This window comes from Enterobacter cloacae complex sp. HYC003_NIDB (genome assembly GCF_056673375.1).
In genome coordinates this window covers 1025874-1043136 of the sequence record NZ_CP114220.1, presented here as the reverse complement: position 1 = coordinate 1043136, position 17263 = coordinate 1025874, and the positions used below count along the sequence as shown (strand labels likewise).

12 protein-coding genes are annotated in these 17263 nt (G+C 55.7%); 4 read left to right on the top strand and 8 right to left on the bottom strand.

Going from position 1 to position 17263, the window contains the following annotated elements:
* The first annotated feature begins 112 nt into the window (after nt 1–112).
* Nucleotides 113–1282, top strand: coding sequence for a M20 aminoacylase family protein (locus O1722_RS04950; RefSeq protein WP_015571720.1), 1170 nt, complete (start codon nt 113–115; stop codon nt 1280–1282).
* 27 nt (nt 1283–1309) lie between these two features.
* The gene (locus tag O1722_RS04945) at nt 1310–2707 is read left to right on the top strand and encodes an MFS transporter (protein ID WP_033487592.1); all 1398 of its coding nucleotides are present in this window, start codon (nt 1310–1312) and stop codon (nt 2705–2707) included.
* Between the two features lie 17 nt (nt 2708–2724).
* On the opposite strand, the gene queE is transcribed toward O1722_RS04945, so the two are convergent.
* The 3 genes from queE to O1722_RS04930 are packed head-to-tail and all read right to left on the bottom strand — an operon-like array spanning nt 2725 to nt 5717.
* Complete coding sequence (queE, locus tag O1722_RS04940; protein ID WP_006811780.1) at nt 2725–3396, bottom strand: 7-carboxy-7-deazaguanine synthase QueE; 672 nt, start codon at nt 3394–3396, stop codon at nt 2725–2727.
* A gap of 54 nt (nt 3397–3450) precedes the next feature.
* Entirely contained in the window at nt 3451–4158 is a 708-nt protein-coding gene (locus tag O1722_RS04935; protein ID WP_033487593.1) for an N-acetylmannosamine-6-phosphate 2-epimerase, read from the bottom strand.
* Nucleotides 4158–5717 (bottom strand): maltose/glucose-specific PTS transporter subunit IIC, encoded by a 1560-nt coding sequence (locus tag O1722_RS04930; protein ID WP_023304337.1) that lies wholly within the window; start codon nt 5715–5717, stop codon nt 4158–4160. Before O1722_RS04930 ends, O1722_RS04935 begins: the two co-directional genes overlap by 1 nt.
* A gap of 166 nt (nt 5718–5883) precedes the next feature.
* Between O1722_RS04930 and O1722_RS04925 the strand changes: the two genes are divergently transcribed.
* The gene (locus O1722_RS04925) at nt 5884–6708 is read left to right on the top strand and encodes a MurR/RpiR family transcriptional regulator (RefSeq protein WP_015571725.1); all 825 of its coding nucleotides are present in this window, start codon (nt 5884–5886) and stop codon (nt 6706–6708) included.
* A 52-nt stretch (nt 6709–6760) separates the two neighbouring features.
* Here O1722_RS04925 and eno read toward each other — a convergent pair whose 3' ends face one another.
* The 5 genes from eno to rlmD all read right to left on the bottom strand — a co-directional run bounded on the left by eno (nt 6761) and on the right by rlmD (nt 14443).
* On the bottom strand, nt 6761–8059 hold the full coding sequence (gene eno, locus O1722_RS04920; RefSeq protein ID WP_006811784.1) for a phosphopyruvate hydratase: 1299 nt from the start codon (nt 8057–8059) through the stop codon (nt 6761–6763).
* An 82-nt stretch (nt 8060–8141) separates the two neighbouring features.
* Nucleotides 8142–9779, bottom strand: coding sequence for a glutamine hydrolyzing CTP synthase (pyrG, locus tag O1722_RS04915; protein ID WP_003862718.1), 1638 nt, complete (start codon nt 9777–9779; stop codon nt 8142–8144).
* A gap of 223 nt (nt 9780–10002) precedes the next feature.
* Nucleotides 10003–10794 carry a nucleoside triphosphate pyrophosphohydrolase gene (gene mazG / locus O1722_RS04910; RefSeq protein ID WP_017382826.1) on the bottom strand — a complete coding sequence of 264 codons (792 nt, stop codon included), beginning with the start codon at nt 10792–10794 and terminating at the stop codon, nt 10003–10005.
* 67 nt (nt 10795–10861) lie between these two features.
* Entirely contained in the window at nt 10862–13093 is a 2232-nt protein-coding gene (gene relA, locus O1722_RS04905; protein ID WP_003862722.1) for a GTP diphosphokinase, read from the bottom strand.
* A gap of 51 nt (nt 13094–13144) precedes the next feature.
* The gene (gene rlmD, locus O1722_RS04900) at nt 13145–14443 is read right to left on the bottom strand and encodes a 23S rRNA (uracil(1939)-C(5))-methyltransferase RlmD (protein ID WP_033487594.1); all 1299 of its coding nucleotides are present in this window, start codon (nt 14441–14443) and stop codon (nt 13145–13147) included.
* Between the two features lie 57 nt (nt 14444–14500).
* On the opposite strand from rlmD, the gene barA reads away from it, so the two are divergent.
* Nucleotides 14501–17260, top strand: a complete 2760-nt coding sequence (barA, locus tag O1722_RS04895; RefSeq protein WP_003862726.1) for a two-component sensor histidine kinase BarA — start codon at nt 14501–14503, stop codon at nt 17258–17260.
* The last annotated feature ends 3 nt before the right edge of the window (nt 17261–17263 follow it).

Here is a 17263-nt window from a genome sequence, read left to right as displayed (position 1 = left end):
GAAAAACAATCAAAATAAAGCCGTCGCTTTACAACAAAAAAATGCATTTTCAGGCGGGACGATCGTCATAGACTCGAAATTATCATCGTTTGGCAGAAAAAGGATAACAAAAATGACACATCCAATTATCGAAGCTCTGCGTGGCAACGAAGCCCGGTTCACTGAATTACGTCACTATTTTCATCAGCATCCTGAAATTGGTTTTGAGGAGCACAACACGAGCGATCGCGTTGCAGCTCTGCTTCAGGAATGGGGATATGAGGTTCATCGCGGCCTGGCGAAAACCGGTGTGGTCGGCACACTGAAGGTGGGTAACGGGCATAAGCGCCTGGGCCTGCGCGCCGATATGGATGCGCTGCCAATGCAGGAAAACAACGGCAAGGCGTGGAGCAGTACCGTTGAGGGTAAATTCCACGGCTGCGGTCATGACGGCCACACCACAACGCTCCTGTATGCAGCGGAGTACCTGGCACGCACCCGTAATTTTAACGGCACGCTGCACCTTATTTTTCAGCCCGCGGAAGAACTTCTGTATGGCGGACGCGTTATGGTAGAGGACGGTTTGTTTGACCTGTTCCCCTGCGACCACATCTTTGGTCTACACAATATGCCGTCACAGCCCCTCGGAAAAATTGGTCTGCGCGATGGCGCCATGATGGCCTCTTCCGACACCCTTCATATTGAGGTTAACGGCGTGGGTGGTCACGGCGCGGTGCCAGAACATACCGTTGACGCCACCCTGGTTGCCTGTCATATCACTATCGCGTTGCAGTCGATTGTTTCGCGCAACATTACCCCCTTCCAGCCAGCCGTCGTTACCGTAGGCAGCATTCAGGCCGGGCACGCCCCTAACATTATCAACGACAAAGTGTTGATGAAACTTACCGTACGCACGCTGGATGAACGCGTGCGGCAAACCGTGCTACAGCGTATCCATGATATCGCCGTTGCACAGGCGGAAAGTTTCAATGCGACGGCCACCATTCGACACATTAACGGCAGCCCGGTGCTGAAAAACAATCCGCAAGCCAACGAGATGGTGCGCAGCGTCGCCACCGATCTGTTCGGTCAGGATGCCGTCGCGGAGGTCAATGCGTTTATGGGCAGCGAGGACTTTGCTTTCATGCTCGAGAAAAATCCCAATGGATGCTATTTCACGCTTGGCGCCGGGGATGAGCCTGACCGCTGCATGGTACATAACCCGGGCTACGACTTTAACGACAACATTCTCCTCACCGGCGCGGCGCTGTGGGCCGCACTGACCGAACACTATCTGCGCTGATTCGCACCTTCCCGGGAGGGCTGCACTATGAGTACCGTTTCCCTGACAGACGCATCCGCCTACGCCGGTAACGATCGGCTGCTGGCGGGTATCGTCATGAGCGTTCTGACATTCTGGCTGTTTGCCCAGTCGGTTATCAACGTGGTTCCGGCCATGCAGAATAGCCTCGATATTGCCCTCGAAACCCTTACGCTGGCCGTCAGCCTGAGCGCGTTGTTCAGCGGCTGTTTTGTCGTCGCCTGCGGTGGGTTTGCCGATAAGTATGGGCGCATGCGCCTGACCATGATTGGCCTGATCCTGAGCATGATCGGGAGTGGTCTGCTGTTCATTTCATGGGAGCCCGTCCTGTTTTTGTTGGGAAGAGCGATACAGGGGCTATCAGCGGCCTGCATCATGCCCGCCACGCTGGCGCTGATTAAAACCTGGTATGAAGGTAAAGCACGCCAGCGCGCAATCAGTTTCTGGGTTATCGGTTCATGGGGCGGGAGTGGCCTGAGCTCGTTTGTGGGAGGCGCCATCGCCACCACGCTGGGCTGGCGCTGGATTTTTATTCTGTCGATGGTGGTGGCTCTGGTCGCGCTATTGCTTATCCGCGCCACGCCGGAAAGCCGCAGCCCTGATGCGTGTCGACACAAACTGGATATCAGCGGCCTGGTGAGTTTTGTCCTTATGCTGGTGCTGTTCAATCTGTTTATCAGCAAAGGACACAGCTGGGGCTGGAGCAGCAGTTTATCGCTTCTTGTATTGTGTGGAGCCGTGATTGCACTGATGTGCTTTATCGTTACCGGGCGGCGGAAAGGCGATGCGGCGCTGATCGATTTCGCCCTGTTTAAAAACCGGGCCTATAGCGCCTCGGTATTCTCAAATTTCCTGCTCAACGGCTGCATTGGCACCATGATGATCGCCAGCATCTGGTTGCAGCAGGGCCATCATCTGTCACCGCTACAGACCGGCATGATGACGCTGGGGTATCTGGTTACCGTACTGGCGATGATCCGGGTGGGTGAAAAACTGCTTCAGCGCTATGGCGCCAGGCTGCCGATGATGACCGGCCCGCTGCTGACCGCAACAGGTATTTCGCTGATTTCATGCACCTTCTTAAGCAAAGAGGTCTACATTGTTACCGTTTTTCTGAGCAATATTTTATTCGGGCTGGGGCTCGGATGTTACGCTACGCCCTCAACGGACACGGCGGTAATGAATGCCCCTGAAAACAAAGTGGGGGTGGCTTCTGGGATCTATAAGATGGGCAGTTCCCTGGGCGGCGCAATGGGTATCGCGGTCACCGCATCGCTGTACGCGCTATGGCTGCCGATGGGAACGGCCAGTGCCGCGCAGTATGCCTTGCTTTTCAACAGTGCGATTTGCCTTGGGTCGGCAGTCGTGACCTGGGCTTTACTGCCAACAACAAAAGCCCCGCGTTAAGCGGGGCCACAAAAGTATCAGGCAATGTTCAGATATTTGTGCGTCTGCATCGACAGCCGCCAGTTGCGGGCGATACAGGTTTCAATGCACAGACGGGTCGCATCGTCTTTCTGGCTGATAGGCTGTAGCGCGATCACGCGCTGCTTTTCGTCCGTCAGCGTCGCCAGCAGTTCATCCAGCGCTTCGATGTCACGCACGCGCCCCACCGGATGTTTGATCTCATCAGCACGCTCAAGCGCCTGCGACAGTACGTCATACCCGCCGCGCATATTCACTTTCGGTGAAACCGTGACCCACGTTGAATGGGAGCAGCGCACTTCATGGGTGCCGCTGGTTTCGATCTGACAGCTATAGCCGTTCTTCTCGAGCAGTTCGGTGAGCGGCATCAGATCGTGAATGCAGGGTTCCCCGCCGGTGATCACCACATGCCGCGCCGTCCAGCCCTGACGACCAATAATGGCAAGCAGATCTTCCGCGCTGCCCGCGCCCCATTTATCGCTCTCTTTGGTTTTCGCCAGAATGCTGAACAGCGACACTTCCCGATCTGCGAGCTTATCCCACGTATGTTTGGTATCACACCAGGCGCAGCCAACCGGGCATCCCTGTAAACGAATAAAGATAGCGGGAACGCCGGTAAAGTAACCCTCGCCTTGCAGGGTCTGGAACATCTCGTTAATCGGGTACTGCATAGTCAACTCTGTTAAGGGGATAAACGATAAGTATCGCAGATCCCCGTCAGATGATCATGCTCCATCGGTGCTTTGCGCGCCAATTGCCGCCATAAACCGTTCCGTAATTTGCTGTGGTCGGGTGATCGCCCCGCCGACGACAACCGTGTGCGCCCCCAGCGCCAGACACCTGGCCGCGCGTTCAGGCGTATCCACGTTACCTTCAGCAATCACGGGGATCGTGACGGCAGACAGCACCTCTTTCAAAAACGCGCAGTCATTTTCCGGTAGCGAATGGCCCGCAGTCTCCGCCGTATAACCGTAAAGGGTGGTTCCGACGCAATCAAACCCCAGCACCTGCGCGGCCACGGCCTCCTGCACGGTGGCAATATCCGCCATCAGCAGCAGCGAAGGGTAACGGGTGCGGATCTGCGCGATCAGCATGTCCAGCGATCCGCCACCGGGCCGTTTCCGGGCGGTCGCATCCAGCGCAACGATCTCCGGGCCGACCGCCATCAACTCATCCACTTCTTTGAGCGTTGCGGTGATGAACACCTCGCTGTCCGGATAGTCTCGTTTGATGATGCCGATTACCGGCAGTGAGACCAGCCCTTTGATAGCCTCAATATCCACCACGCTATTGGCGCGGATCGCAGCGGCACCGCCCTGGGCCGCCGCCAGCGCCATTCGCGACATAATAAACGGGCTGTGCAGCGGTTCGTTTTCCAGCGCCTGGCAGGAGACGACCAGTTTTCCTTTCAGGTTATCCAGTACAGTTTTCATTACGATAAGATCTCTTCTACTTCGTTTTTGATAATGGTGACGTGCGGTCCATAGATGACCTGGACACCGTTGCCGCGGACGATTACGCCGCGGGCGCCGGTCGCTTTCAGTGCAGATTCATTGACTTTGCTACCGTCTTTCACCGTGACGCGAAGGCGCGTGGCGCAGCAGTCAACGTCATCCAGATTGTCTTTTCCTCCCAGCCCGGCGATCACCGCCGCGGCGCGCTCGCTTTGCGGCAGGGTAGCCTCGTCAGCCAACGCCTCCTTTTCACGGCCCGGCGTGGCAAAATCAAAACGTTTGATCAGATAGCGGAAGGTACAGTAGTAAAGGAAGAACCACGGTACGCCCACCAGCGGGACGAACATCCAGTTAGTTTTCGCTTCCCCCTGCAAAATGCCGAACAGCACGAAATCAATAAACCCGCCGGAGAATGTTTGTCCGATGGTGATGTGCAGCATGTGCGCGAGCATAAACGCCAGCCCGTCAAACAGCGCATGAATGACGTACAGCACCGGGGCAATAAACAGGAATGAGAACTCTATGGGCTCGGTAATTCCCGTCAGGAATGAGGTTAACGCCGCAGAGAGCAGCAGCCCGGCAACCCGCTTTTTGTTCTCCGGCCTGGCCGTGTGGTACATCGCAAGGCAGGCGCCGAGCAGACCAAACATCATGGTAATAAAGCGCCCGGACATGAAGCGCGACGTGCCCTCATAGAAATGCTGCGTGTTCGGGTCGGCGAGCTGGGCGAAGAAGATCCGCTGCGTGCCCTCAACCAGGTGACCGTTAACAATTTCACTGCCGCCAAGCGCGGTGGTCCAGAACGGAAGATAGAAGATGTGGTGCAAACCAAACGGGCCAAGCATGCGCAGGATGAAGCCGTACAGCAAAGTCCCCAGATAGCCGGTGGCATCCACCAGCCCGCCGAGGCCAAAGATCAGCTTCTGAAAATGCGGCCAGACCACGGTCATCAGCGCGCCGACGAGTATCGCCGCCAGTGAGCTGATAATGGGAACGAAGCGTGAGCCGCCAAAAAAGCCCAGGAATTGCGGAAGCGCGATTTTATTAAACCGATGATGCAGTGCGCAGGTCACCAGCCCAATAACTACCCCACCAAACACGCCCGTTTCAAGCGTCTGAATACCCAGCGTCATGCCCTGCCCTACGGCGCCCGGGTTGTCATGCGCCAGTTTTCCGGTCAGGATCAGCAGCGCATTGATAGTGGCATTCATCACCAGATAAGCGAGCAACGCCGCCAGCCCTGCCGTGCCTTTATCATTTTTCGCCAGCCCAACGGCGACCCCAACAGCAAACAGTACCGACAGGTTTGCAAACACAATCGAGCCTGCGCTGCTCATGATGGTAAAGATGGCCTGTAGCCAGCCAACGTCTAAAAATGGATACGCAGTAAGCGTATTTGGATTCGATAGCGCCCCGCCGATCCCCAGCAACAGACCTGCTGCGGGCAGTATGGCGATGGGTAACATAAAGGATTTGCCGAAGCGCTGCGCTTTTTCAAACCATCCGCCGGAAGACGCTCCGCTGAACATTTGCATCATTTTTTTATCCCCCTGGTTATTGATGAAAATTTTTACCATATATATTTTTAATTGTGAAAATTACCACCAAAAACCAGGACACCGATCATACTTTTTCGAAATGACTGGCATCTCTCCCCCGCTTTCCGCCACACTAGTTGGCAGAGAAACGCATTAAGGATCTAGCATGTCGGACCATGAAAACCTGCTGCTGAAGCTACGCCAGGAGGCTTCCGGGTACAGCCCAACGCAACAAAAACTGGGGGAGTTTGTCCTCAACGATCCTGCCAGGGTGCTCTACCTGACGATCACCGAGCTGGCGCGTGAAAGCGGCACCAGCGAGGCCAGCGTCACACGCCTTTGCCGCACGCTGGGCTGTAAGGGATATAACGAATTTAAAATGGCGCTTGCGCTGGATATTCAGCAGGGTTTGCCGGAGCGTCAGGCAGGAGATGCAATAGATAACGTGGTGGATGAGTCTGTCCAGGCGCTGCAAGATACCGCAAAACTCCTCGACCGGGCCCAGCTTGAACAGGCGACACTGGCCCTGCATCAGGCGCAGTCAGTGCAAATTTACGGGGTGGCGGCCAGCGCAATTCTGGGGGAGTATTTGCATTACAAGCTGCTGCGACTCGGCAAACCTGCACAGCTGTTTAGCGATATGCATCGCGCCGCCATGAATGCGACGACGCTCTCGAAAGAGACGCTGGTGGTGGCCATCTCAAGTTCCGGCTCTACACGGGATCTGCTTCACGTGGTGAAACTCGCCCGCAAGCGCGGCGTTAAGGTACTGGCGCTCAGCAATACGCCCCGCAGCCCGCTGGCCTCCCTGAGCGATTTACAGCTGGTTGCAGCCAAGCCAGAGGGACCGCTGAGCGCGGGTGCGCTCAACGCCAAGGTTGGCGTGATGCTGCTGGTTGAACTGCTAACCACTTCCCTTATTGCAGTAGACAGCCATTACGGTGACGTTAGCCAGCAAACGGCAAGCGCCACGTTGCCGCTTCTGCTATAGAAAACAAAAAACCCGCCGAAGCGGGTTTTTTCATAAGAACGAAGGTTCAGGCTTATGCCTGGCCTTTGATCTCTTTACGACCGTTGTAAGGTGCTTTTTCGCCCAGCGCTTCTTCGATACGAATCAGCTGGTTGTATTTAGCAACACGGTCAGAACGGCTCATAGAACCGGTTTTGATCTGGCCAGCAGCGGTACCAACAGCCAGGTCAGCGATGGTAGCATCTTCAGTTTCGCCAGAACGGTGAGAGATAACCGCGGTGTAGCCAGCGTCTTTCGCCATTTTGATCGCAGCCAGCGTTTCGGTCAGAGAACCGATCTGGTTGAATTTGATCAGGATGGAGTTAACGATGCCTTTCTCGATACCTTCTTTCAGGATCTTGGTGTTGGTTACGAACAGATCGTCACCAACCAGCTGGATTTTGTCGCCCAGTACTTTGGTCTGGTATGCGAAACCATCCCAGTCAGACTCGTCCAGACCGTCTTCGATAGAAACGATTGGGTACTGTTTGGTCAGGTCTTCCAGGAAGTGGGTGAACTCTTCAGAGGTGAACGCTTTGTTGCCTTCGCCGGCCAGAACGTATTTACCGTCTTTGTAGAATTCAGATGCTGCGCAGTCCATCGCCAGGGTGATGTCTTTGCCCAGCTCGTAGCCTGCTGCTTTAACTGCTTCAGCGATAACAGCCAGTGCTTCTGCGTTAGAACCCAGGTTTGGCGCGTAGCCGCCTTCATCACCAACAGCCGTGTTCATGCCTTTAGCTTTCAGAACTTTAGCCAGGTTGTGGAACACTTCAGAACCCATACGTACCGCTTCTTTCAGGGTTTTCGCGCCAACTGGCTGAATCATGAATTCCTGAATATCAACGTTGTTGTCTGCGTGCTCACCACCGTTGATGATGTTCATCATTGGTACAGGCATGGAGTATTTGCCTGGGGTGCCGTTCAGTTCAGCGATGTGCTCGAACAATGGCATGCCTTTAGCTGCCGCTGCCGCTTTGGCGTTCGCCAGGGAAACGGCCAGGATTGCGTTCGCACCGAAGTTAGATTTGTTTTCAGTACCGTCCAGATCGATCATGATCTTGTCGATGCCAGCCTGATCTTTAGCATCTTTGCCAACGATAGCCTGAGCAATAGGACCGTTAACAGCGCCAACCGCTTTCAGTACGCCTTTGCCCATGAAACGGGATTTGTCGCCATCACGCAGTTCCAGCGCTTCGCGGGAACCTGTAGAAGCACCTGATGGAGCCGCTGCCATACCGACGAAACCACCTTCCAGATGAACTTCAGCTTCAACGGTCGGGTTACCACGGGAGTCGATGATTTCACGACCGATGACTTTAACGATTTTGGACATTAGATTTTCCTCAGTACAAGTTAAACTAAAACTCCAGACAAACAACGCGTACCAAAGGTACGCGTTGCCGTTCTAACTTTTTTTACTTCGCCTGACGCTTCTGGTACTCGCTGGCGGCTTTCACGAAGCCTGCAAACAGCGGATGCCCGTCACGCGGCGTTGAAGTAAATTCCGGGTGGAATTGGCAGGCCACGAACCACGGATGGTTAGGCACTTCGATGATCTCGACTAACTGATCATCCCCGGAACGGCCCGCAACACGCAGACCCGCAGCTTCAATTTGTTTCAACAACATGTTGTTGACTTCATAGCGGTGACGATGGCGCTCGGTGATGACCGGCTCGCCGTACAGCTTGCGTACCACGCTATCGTCGGACAGCTGGCAGGCCTGTGCGCCAAGACGCATGGTGCCACCCAGATCGCTCTTCTCGGTACGGACTTCGACGTTACCGTCTTCGTCGCGCCATTCCGTAATCAGCGCCACAACAGGGTACTTACAGTCTGGCACAAATTCCGTAGAGTTCGCGTTTTCCATTCCCGCTACGTTGCGCGCAAATTCAATCAGCGCAACCTGCATACCCAGGCAGATACCGAGGTATGGAATATTGTTTTCACGCGCATAGCGTGCAGTGGCGATCTTGCCTTCAACACCACGGTAGCCGAAGCCGCCAGGGATGAGGATAGCATCCAGATCTTTAAGAATTTCAACGCCGCGCGTCTCCACATCCTGTGAATCAATCAGCTTGATGTTCACAGAGACGCGATTCTTCAGACCACCGTGTTTCAGCGCTTCGATAACTGACTTATAGGCATCCGGCAGTTCGATGTACTTGCCGACCATACCGATAGTCACTTCGCCGCCCGGATTGGCTTCTTCGTAAATCACCTGCTCCCATTCAGACAGGTTAGCTTCCGGACAGTTCAAGCTGAATCGTTTACAAATATAATCGTCCAGACCCTGTGATTTCAACAGGCCCGGGATTTTATAAATGGAATCGACATCTTTCATTGAAATAACGGCTTTTTCAGGCACGTTACAGAACAATGCAATTTTCGCGCGTTCGTTCGCCGGAATCGCGCGATCGGAACGGCAAACCAGGATGTCAGGCTGAATACCGATGGAGAGCAGCTCTTTAACAGAGTGCTGAGTCGGTTTGGTTTTCACTTCACCTGCTGCTGCCATGTAAGGCACCAGCGTCAGGTGCATGAACAGCGCGTGCTCACGACCAATATCTACCGCCAGCTGACGAATCGCTTCGAGGAACGGCAGGGATTCGATATCCCCTACGGTACCGCCGATTTCAACCAGCACAACGTCATGCCCTTCGCCACCGGCAAGGACACGTTCTTTGATGGCGTTAGTGATGTGTGGGATGACCTGCACGGTCGCGCCCAGGTAGTCACCACGGCGCTCTTTACGCAGAACGTCAGAGTAGATACGGCCAGTCGTAAAGTTGTTACGACGGGTCATTTTGGTACGGATGAAACGCTCGTAGTGGCCAAGATCCAGATCGGTTTCAGCGCCGTCTTCAGTAACGAACACTTCCCCGTGTTGGGTTGGGCTCATGGTGCCAGGATCGACGTTGATGTACGGATCCAGTTTCATCATGGTCACATTGAGGCCACGGGCTTCAAGAATGGCTGCGAGGGAGGCTGCGGCAATGCCTTTACCCAGAGAGGATACGACCCCGCCGGTCACAAAAATATAGTTCGTTGTCATGCTGAACCTGAGAAGTTAGGGTGAAACGATGGAATAACCAGGACGGGAAAGTAGTATACCCGAACACGACGAGCGCCACAAACTTTCATTCTCCGTCTCCACTCCAGGCCATGACAAACATAAGGAGTGAGAAAATAGCCCCTTTTGGGTAAATGTTTTTGACGCAAATCAAGCGCTTGTCATTTAAAAAATCACACAAATTGCGCTTGATCGCAAAATCTCGTTAGAGATCATGTTCCTGGCGTTTTACTTCCTGCCAGACTTCTTCCATCGCGTCGAGGTCAATCCCGCTCATTTCCAGGCCGCGCGAGGCCACAATCCGCTCAACTTCGCGAAAGCGTCGCTCGAATTTAATGTTCGCTTTTTGCAGGGCGGTTTCCGCTTTTACACCGAGGTGGCGCGAAAGGTTGACGGTCGCAAACAGCAGATCGCCCATCTCCTCTTCCAGCTTTGCTTCATCCACAACGGCCTGCTGCGCTTCATGCATCACTTCGTCGATCTCTTCGTGCACTTTTTCCAGCACCGGGCCGAGAGAGTTCCAGTCAAACCCTACCGCCGAGCAGCGCTTTTGAATTTTGTGCGCGCGCATCAGCGCGGGAAGGTTCAGGGGAATGTCGTCCAGCGCCGAGTGCTGGGATTTTTCAGCGCGTTCGGCGCTTTTTATCTGCTCCCAGCGCGCCAGCACTTCCGCACTGTTGCCTGCGGAGGCATCGCCAAAAATATGCGGATGACGACGCTCCAGCTTGTCGCTGATAGCGGCGCAGATATCGTCAAAGTTAAAGCGCCCCTCTTCCTGCGCCATCTGCGCGTAGAACACAACCTGGAACAGCAGGTCGCCCAGCTCACCGCGCAGGTCGTCGAAATCTTCGCGCGAAATCGCGTCCAGCACTTCGTAGGTCTCTTCCAGCGTGTAAGGCGCAATGGTGGCGAAAGTCTGCTCTTTATCCCACGGGCAGCCGTTTTCCGGGTCGCGCAGGCGTTTCATGATGCCAAGCAGGCGGTCGATTTGAGTCATAACAGATTCCATTAAATGCCTGAGCCGGGTGGCGGCGTTGCCTTACCCGGCCTACAGAAGAGGATGTTTAGCCGCCGTGCAGACGACGCGCGTCAATCACATCCGGCACCTGATTCAGTTTGCCGAGTACGCGGCCCAGCACCTGAAGGTTATAGATTTCGATAGTCATATCGATGGTGGCAAGCTGCTCGCGGGTATCGCTGCGGCTGGCAACGCCCAGCACGTTGACCTTCTCGTTGGCGAGAATGGTGGTGATGTCGCGCAGCAGGCCGCTGCGGTCGTTGGCAGTGACGCGCACCACCAGCGAGTAACCCGCCGAGTAGCTCTCCCCCCAGACGGCTTCCACGATACGTTCCGGCGCATGCGATTGCAGCTCTGCAAGCTGATCGCAGTCGGAGCGGTGAATCGAGATCCCACGCCCCTGGGTGATAAAGCCGACAATATCGTCTCCCGGGATCGGCTGGCAGCAGCGGGCAATATGGTGCATGAGGTTACCCACCCCTTCAACCACCACGCGGCCATTGTCCTTGCTGCGCTGCTGCGGAGCGTAGGTTTTCTGCTGGAGTTGTTTCAGCGCTGCCGCATCCTGCTCCGCTGCGCTTGGCTTGTTGAACTGCGCTTGCAGGAAGTTCACCATCTGGTTCAGGCGGATATCGCCGCCACCAATCGCCGCTAACAGTTCGTCGAGCTCGTTGAAGTTGTAGCGCGGCAGCAGGAACTTCTCCGCCTCTTTCAGGCTTATCCCGATATGTTCCAGCTCGTCGTCCAGGATCTGACGACCGGCAAGGATGTTCTTGTCACGATCCTGCTTGCGGAACCAGGCGTGGATTTTAGAGCGCCCACGGCTGGTGGTAACGTAACCGAGGTTCGGATTCAGCCAGTCGCGGCTTGGGTTTGGCTGCTTCTGGGTGATGATTTCAATCTGATCGCCCATCTGGAGCTGGTAGGTAAACGGTACGATACGTCCGCCGATCTTCGCCCCGATGCAACGGTGCCCCACATCGCTGTGGATGTGGTAGGCGAAATCGAGCGGCGTGGAGCCTGCCGGCAAATCAACAACATCCCCTTTCGGGGTAAAGACGTAGACGCGATCGTCGAAGACCTGACTGCGCACTTCGTCGAGCATTTCGCCGGAGTCGGCCATCTCTTCCTGCCACGCAATCAGCTTACGCAGCCAGGCGATACGGTCCTCGTGACCGGAGCGACCGCCGCCGGAGGTACCCTCTTTGTATTTCCAGTGCGCCGCCACGCCCAGCTCGGCGTCTTCGTGCATCTGTTTGGTACGGATCTGAATTTCCACCGTTTTGCCGCCAGGGCCGAGCACCACGGTATGAATAGACTGATAGCCGTTTGGTTTGGGGTTGGCGACGTAGTCATCGAACTCATCCGGCAGATGGCGGAAGTGAGTATGCACTATCCCCAGCGCGGCATAGCAGTCCTGGAGACGCTCCGCCACGATACGTACGGCGCGCACGTCAAACAGCTCGTCAAAGGCGAGATGTTTCTTCTGCATTTTGCGCCAGATGCTGTAGATGTGCTTCGGACGCCCGTAGACCTCGGCGCGCACATTCTCCTCTTTCATCGACTGGCGCAGCCCGCTGACAAATTCCTCGATATAGTGCTCGCGGTCAATGCGGCGTTCGTGCAGCAATTTTGCAATGCGTTTGTATTCCGCCGGATGCAGATAGCGGAAGCAGTAATCTTCCAGCTCCCACTTCAGTTGCCCGATACCGAGACGGTTCGCCAGCGGCGCATAGATATTCGTACACTCTTTAGCGGCCAGGACGCGCTCGTCTTCCGGCGCATCCTTCACTTCACGCAGATGGGCAACCCGTTCGGCCAGCTTGATCACCACGCAGCGGAAATCATCTACCATCGCCAGCAGCATGCGACGGACGTTATCCACCTGCTCGGAAGAGACAGAGTCCGTTTGCGCGGCTTTAAGCTGACGAATGGCTGCCATGTCACGCACGCCGTGGATAAGCGCCACGACGGACTGGCCGACGCTTTCACGCAGGACGTCTTCCGTCACCACGTCGGCGTCCGCCAGGGGGAACAGCAGTGCGGCCTGTAGCGTTTCGATATCCATGTTCAGCATGGAGAGAATTTCAACCATCTCCACGCCGCGCCACAACAGCAGTTCAGCGTCCGGATGCCCCTGCGTTGTGCGTAAACAATAGGCCCAGGTTTCGGTTAAGCGTTCACACGACTGCTGGCTGGAAATCCCCAGACTTGCGATCCATTTTTGAGGGTCAAACTCACCAGCTTTATTTAAATGTGCACTTCTTACCGCAACCATCGTCCTCTCCTTTAGGGACAAGGGCCTGTCGAAGTCGACAAGCCAAACTCATTAGATGTGCTCGAACAACACCATCGATTCCAGATGACCAGTGTGCGGGAACATGTCCAGCATTGCCAGACGTCGAATCTGGTAACCCCCGCTCAATAATGCTTCGCTGTCACGGGCAAGCGTCGCCGGGTTACAGGAAACATAGACCACGCGTTCAGGCGCGAGTTTAATTATATGCTGCATCACGCCCGGCGCACCTGCGCGCGCCGGGTCGAGCAGGATCTTATCAAAGCCCTGCTTAGCCCACGGTTGCTGAGTAACATCATCCTCAAGATTTTGATGAAAGAATGTCACATTTTGCAAGCCGTTCTGTTGGGCGTTTTCCTGGCCTTTCACCACCAGCGCCTCAACGCCTTCCACCCCGACCACGCTTGCTGCTTTGCGGGCCAGCGGCAGGGTAAAGTTCCCCATACCGCAGAACAGATCGAGCACCCGATCGGTGGGCTGTACGTCCAGCCACGCCAGCGCGTTCGCTACCATCTGCTGGTTCACGCCGTCGTTGACCTGGATAAAATCCCGCGGGCTGAACGTTAAGCGTAGCCCGTCTGACGCATACCAGGGCGCTTCTCCGCTGACCTGCTCAAGTATCTCGCTTTGCGGCGCGAGGAAAAGCGCAAGCTCATGAGAATGCGAAAAGCGTTCCAGTTTTTCGCGATCTGCCTTTGACAGCGGCGCGGTGTGGCGCAGTACCATCAGCGGGCCACTGTTGACCAGCACCAGTTCGACATGGCCCAGCGAACGCACGCCATCCAGCGATGCAAGACAGTGGTGCACGTCCGGGAGCAACGCCTCAAGATGGGGCACCAAAACAGGGCACTGCGTGACAGAGACGATATCGCTGGAGCCGGCTTTGCGAAAACCCATCTCCAGCCGCTCGGTTTTGGACTGGTAGCTGAGGCTCAGGCGAGCGCGGCGACGGTAGCCCCAGGGCCGATCGGCAATGATGTCATTCACGTCGTGTCCGACCAGGCGGGCCAGCGCGCTGCTTTTACTTTTTTGCTGTAATTCTGTGCTGGCATGCTGTTGTTGGCAGCCACCGCAGACGCCAAAATGGGGGCAGCGAGGCATCACGCGCTCCGGGCTATCATTAAGACGGCGCTTGACCTGACCGCGCGCATACTGACGTTTTTCTTCCGTCAGCGTAATATCTGCGCGTTCTCCTGGCAGCAAACCTGTGATAAACAGTGTCTTACCCTTATGACGCGCCACCCCCTGTCCAAAAGGATCGAGGTCCGTGGCTTCAACAGTTATGATCTGACGCGTCGTCACGCGTCGTTTTGCAGAGTAGAATTGCGCCATCGCCGAGATTGTTCTCAAATAAACATAATTAGCCTGATTGTCCCATAACGAAACTCCATGACCAACTACAGCCTGCGCGCGCGCATGATGATTTTGATCCTCGCTCCTACCGTTCTCATCGGTTTGCTGCTGAGCATTTTCTTTGTGGTGCATCGCTATAACGATTTGCAGAGACAGCTTGAAGATGCCGGGGCCAGCATTATCGAACCGCTGGCCGTCTCCAGCGAGTACGGTATGAACCTGCAAAACCGTGAATCCATTGGTCAGTTAATCAGCGTGCTGCACCGCCGTCATTCAGAGATTGTGCGCGCTATTTCCGTTTACGATGAGCATAACCGTCTGTTCGTCACCTCGAATTTCCATCTGGATCCCACGTCGCTGAAAATCCCGGATGGTACCCCCTTCCCGCGTCATCTTACGGTGTTGCGGCGCGGCGATATCATGATCCTGCGCACGCCGATTATCTCCGAAAGTTATTCACCCGACGAATCCGCCCAGTCCGATGCGAAGTCCAGCAATAATATGCTGGGATATGTGGCGCTGGAGCTGGATCTCAAGTCGGTGCGGCTCCAGCAGTACAAAGAAATTTTCATCTCCGGCGTGATGATGCTGTTCTGCATCGGCATCGCGCTGATCTTCGGCTGGCGACTGATGCGCGACGTCACGGGGCCTATCCGCAACATGGTGAATACCGTTGACCGGATCCGCCGGGGTCAGCTCGACAGCCGCGTGGAAGGCTTTATGCTCGGCGAGCTGGATATGCTGAAAAATGGCATCAACTCAATGGCGATGTCGCTGGCGGCTTATCACGAAGAAATGCAGCACAACGTTGACCAGGCCACCTCTGACCTGCGCGAAACGCTGGAGCAGATGGAGATCCAGAACGTGGAGCTGGATCTGGCGAAAAAACGTGCGCAGGAGGCGGCACGAATTAAGTCTGAGTTCCTGGCGAACATGTCGCACGAGCTGCGCACGCCGCTGAACGGGGTGATTGGCTTCACCCGTCTGACGCTCAAAAGCGAGTTGAACCCGACCCAGCGTGACCATCTGCATACCATTGAACGCTCAGCCAACAACCTGCTGACCATTATTAACGACGTACTGGACTTCTCGAAGCTGGAAGCGGGCAAGCTGATTCTGGAGAGTATTCCCTTCCCGCTGCGCAGCACGCTGGATGACGTGGTCACGCTTCTTGCCCACTCATCGCATGATAAGGGTCTGGAACTGACGCTCAATATTAAAAATGATGTGCCGGATAACGTCATTGGCGACCCGCTGCGCCTGCAACAGGTCATTACCAATCTGGTGGGCAACGCGATTAAGTTCACCGAGAGCGGCAACATCGATATTCTGGTCGAAAAAAGGGCGCTCAGTAATAACAAAGTCCAGATTGAAGTGCAGATCCGGGATACCGGCATTGGTATTCCGGAGCGCGATCAGACGCGTCTGTTCCAGGCTTTCCGCCAGGCCGATGCGAGCATTTCCCGTCGTCACGGCGGAACGGGCCTGGGGCTGGTGATCACCCAAAAGCTGGTGAAAGAGATGGGAGGCGATATCTCCTTCCACAGCCAGCCTAACCGGGGCTCAACCTTCTGGTTCCATATCAACCTTGATCTTAACCCGAACGTGCAGACCGACGGCCCGGTCACCGGCTGCCTGAAAGGGATGCGTCTGGCCTATGTGGAACCGAACGCCGCGGCGGCGCAGTGTACGCTGGATGTATTAAGCAGCACGCCGCTGGAGGTCATCTACAGCCCGACCTTCTCCGCGCTGGCTAACGATCATTACGATATCCTGTTGTTGGGGATTCCGGTGACGTTTACCGGAGAACTGACCATGCAGCAGGAACGCCTGGCGAAGGCGGCCTCAATGACGGACTACCTGCTGCTGGCGCTGCCGTGCCACGCCCAAATCAACGCCGAAGAGCTGAAAAACGACGGAGCGGCGGCGTGTCTGCTGAAACCCCTCACCGCCACACGGCTGTTACCTGCGCTGACCGAATATTGCCGTCTGACGCATCAGTCCCTGCCGCTGGAAAACGACGAACATAAGCTGCCGATGACGGTGATGGCCGTGGACGATAACCCGGCGAACCTGAAGCTGATTGGCGTGCTGCTTGAGGATCAGGTTCAGCATGTTGAGCTGTGTACCAGCGGCGCCGAAGCCGTGGAACAAGCCAAACAGATGCAGTTCGACCTGATCCTGATGGATATTCAGATGCCGGGCATGGATGGCATCCGCGCCTGCGAGTTGATTCGCCAGCTTCCGCACCAGCAGCAGACGCCGGTGATTGCCGTGACGGCGCACGCGATGGCGGGGCAAAAGGAGAAACTGCTGGGTGCGGGCATGAACGATTATCTGGCGAAACCGATCGACGAAGAGAAGCTGCACAGCCTGCTGCTGCGCTACAAGCCGGGGCACATTGGCGGGACATACACCATTACAGCTGAATCGCCGGAGATCAGCGTTAACCAGAATGCCACGTTTGACTGGCAACTGGCGCTGCGCCAGGCGGCGGGCAAACCCGATCTGGCCCGCGATATGCTGCAAATGCTGGTGGACTTCCTGCCTGAGATCCGTAACAAGGTTGAAGAACAGCTGGTGGGTGAAAACCCCGAAGGACTGCTGGAAGCCATTCATAAACTGCATGGCAGCTGCGGCTACAGCGGCGTACCGCGGTTGAAAAATCTCTGCCAGTTGCTTGAACAGCAGCTCCGCGCGGGTACGCCAGAATCCGATCTCGAACCGGAGTTCCTGGAGCTGCTGGACGAGATGGACAACGTGACGCGGGAAGCAATGAAGGTGTTGGGGAGCTAAGAC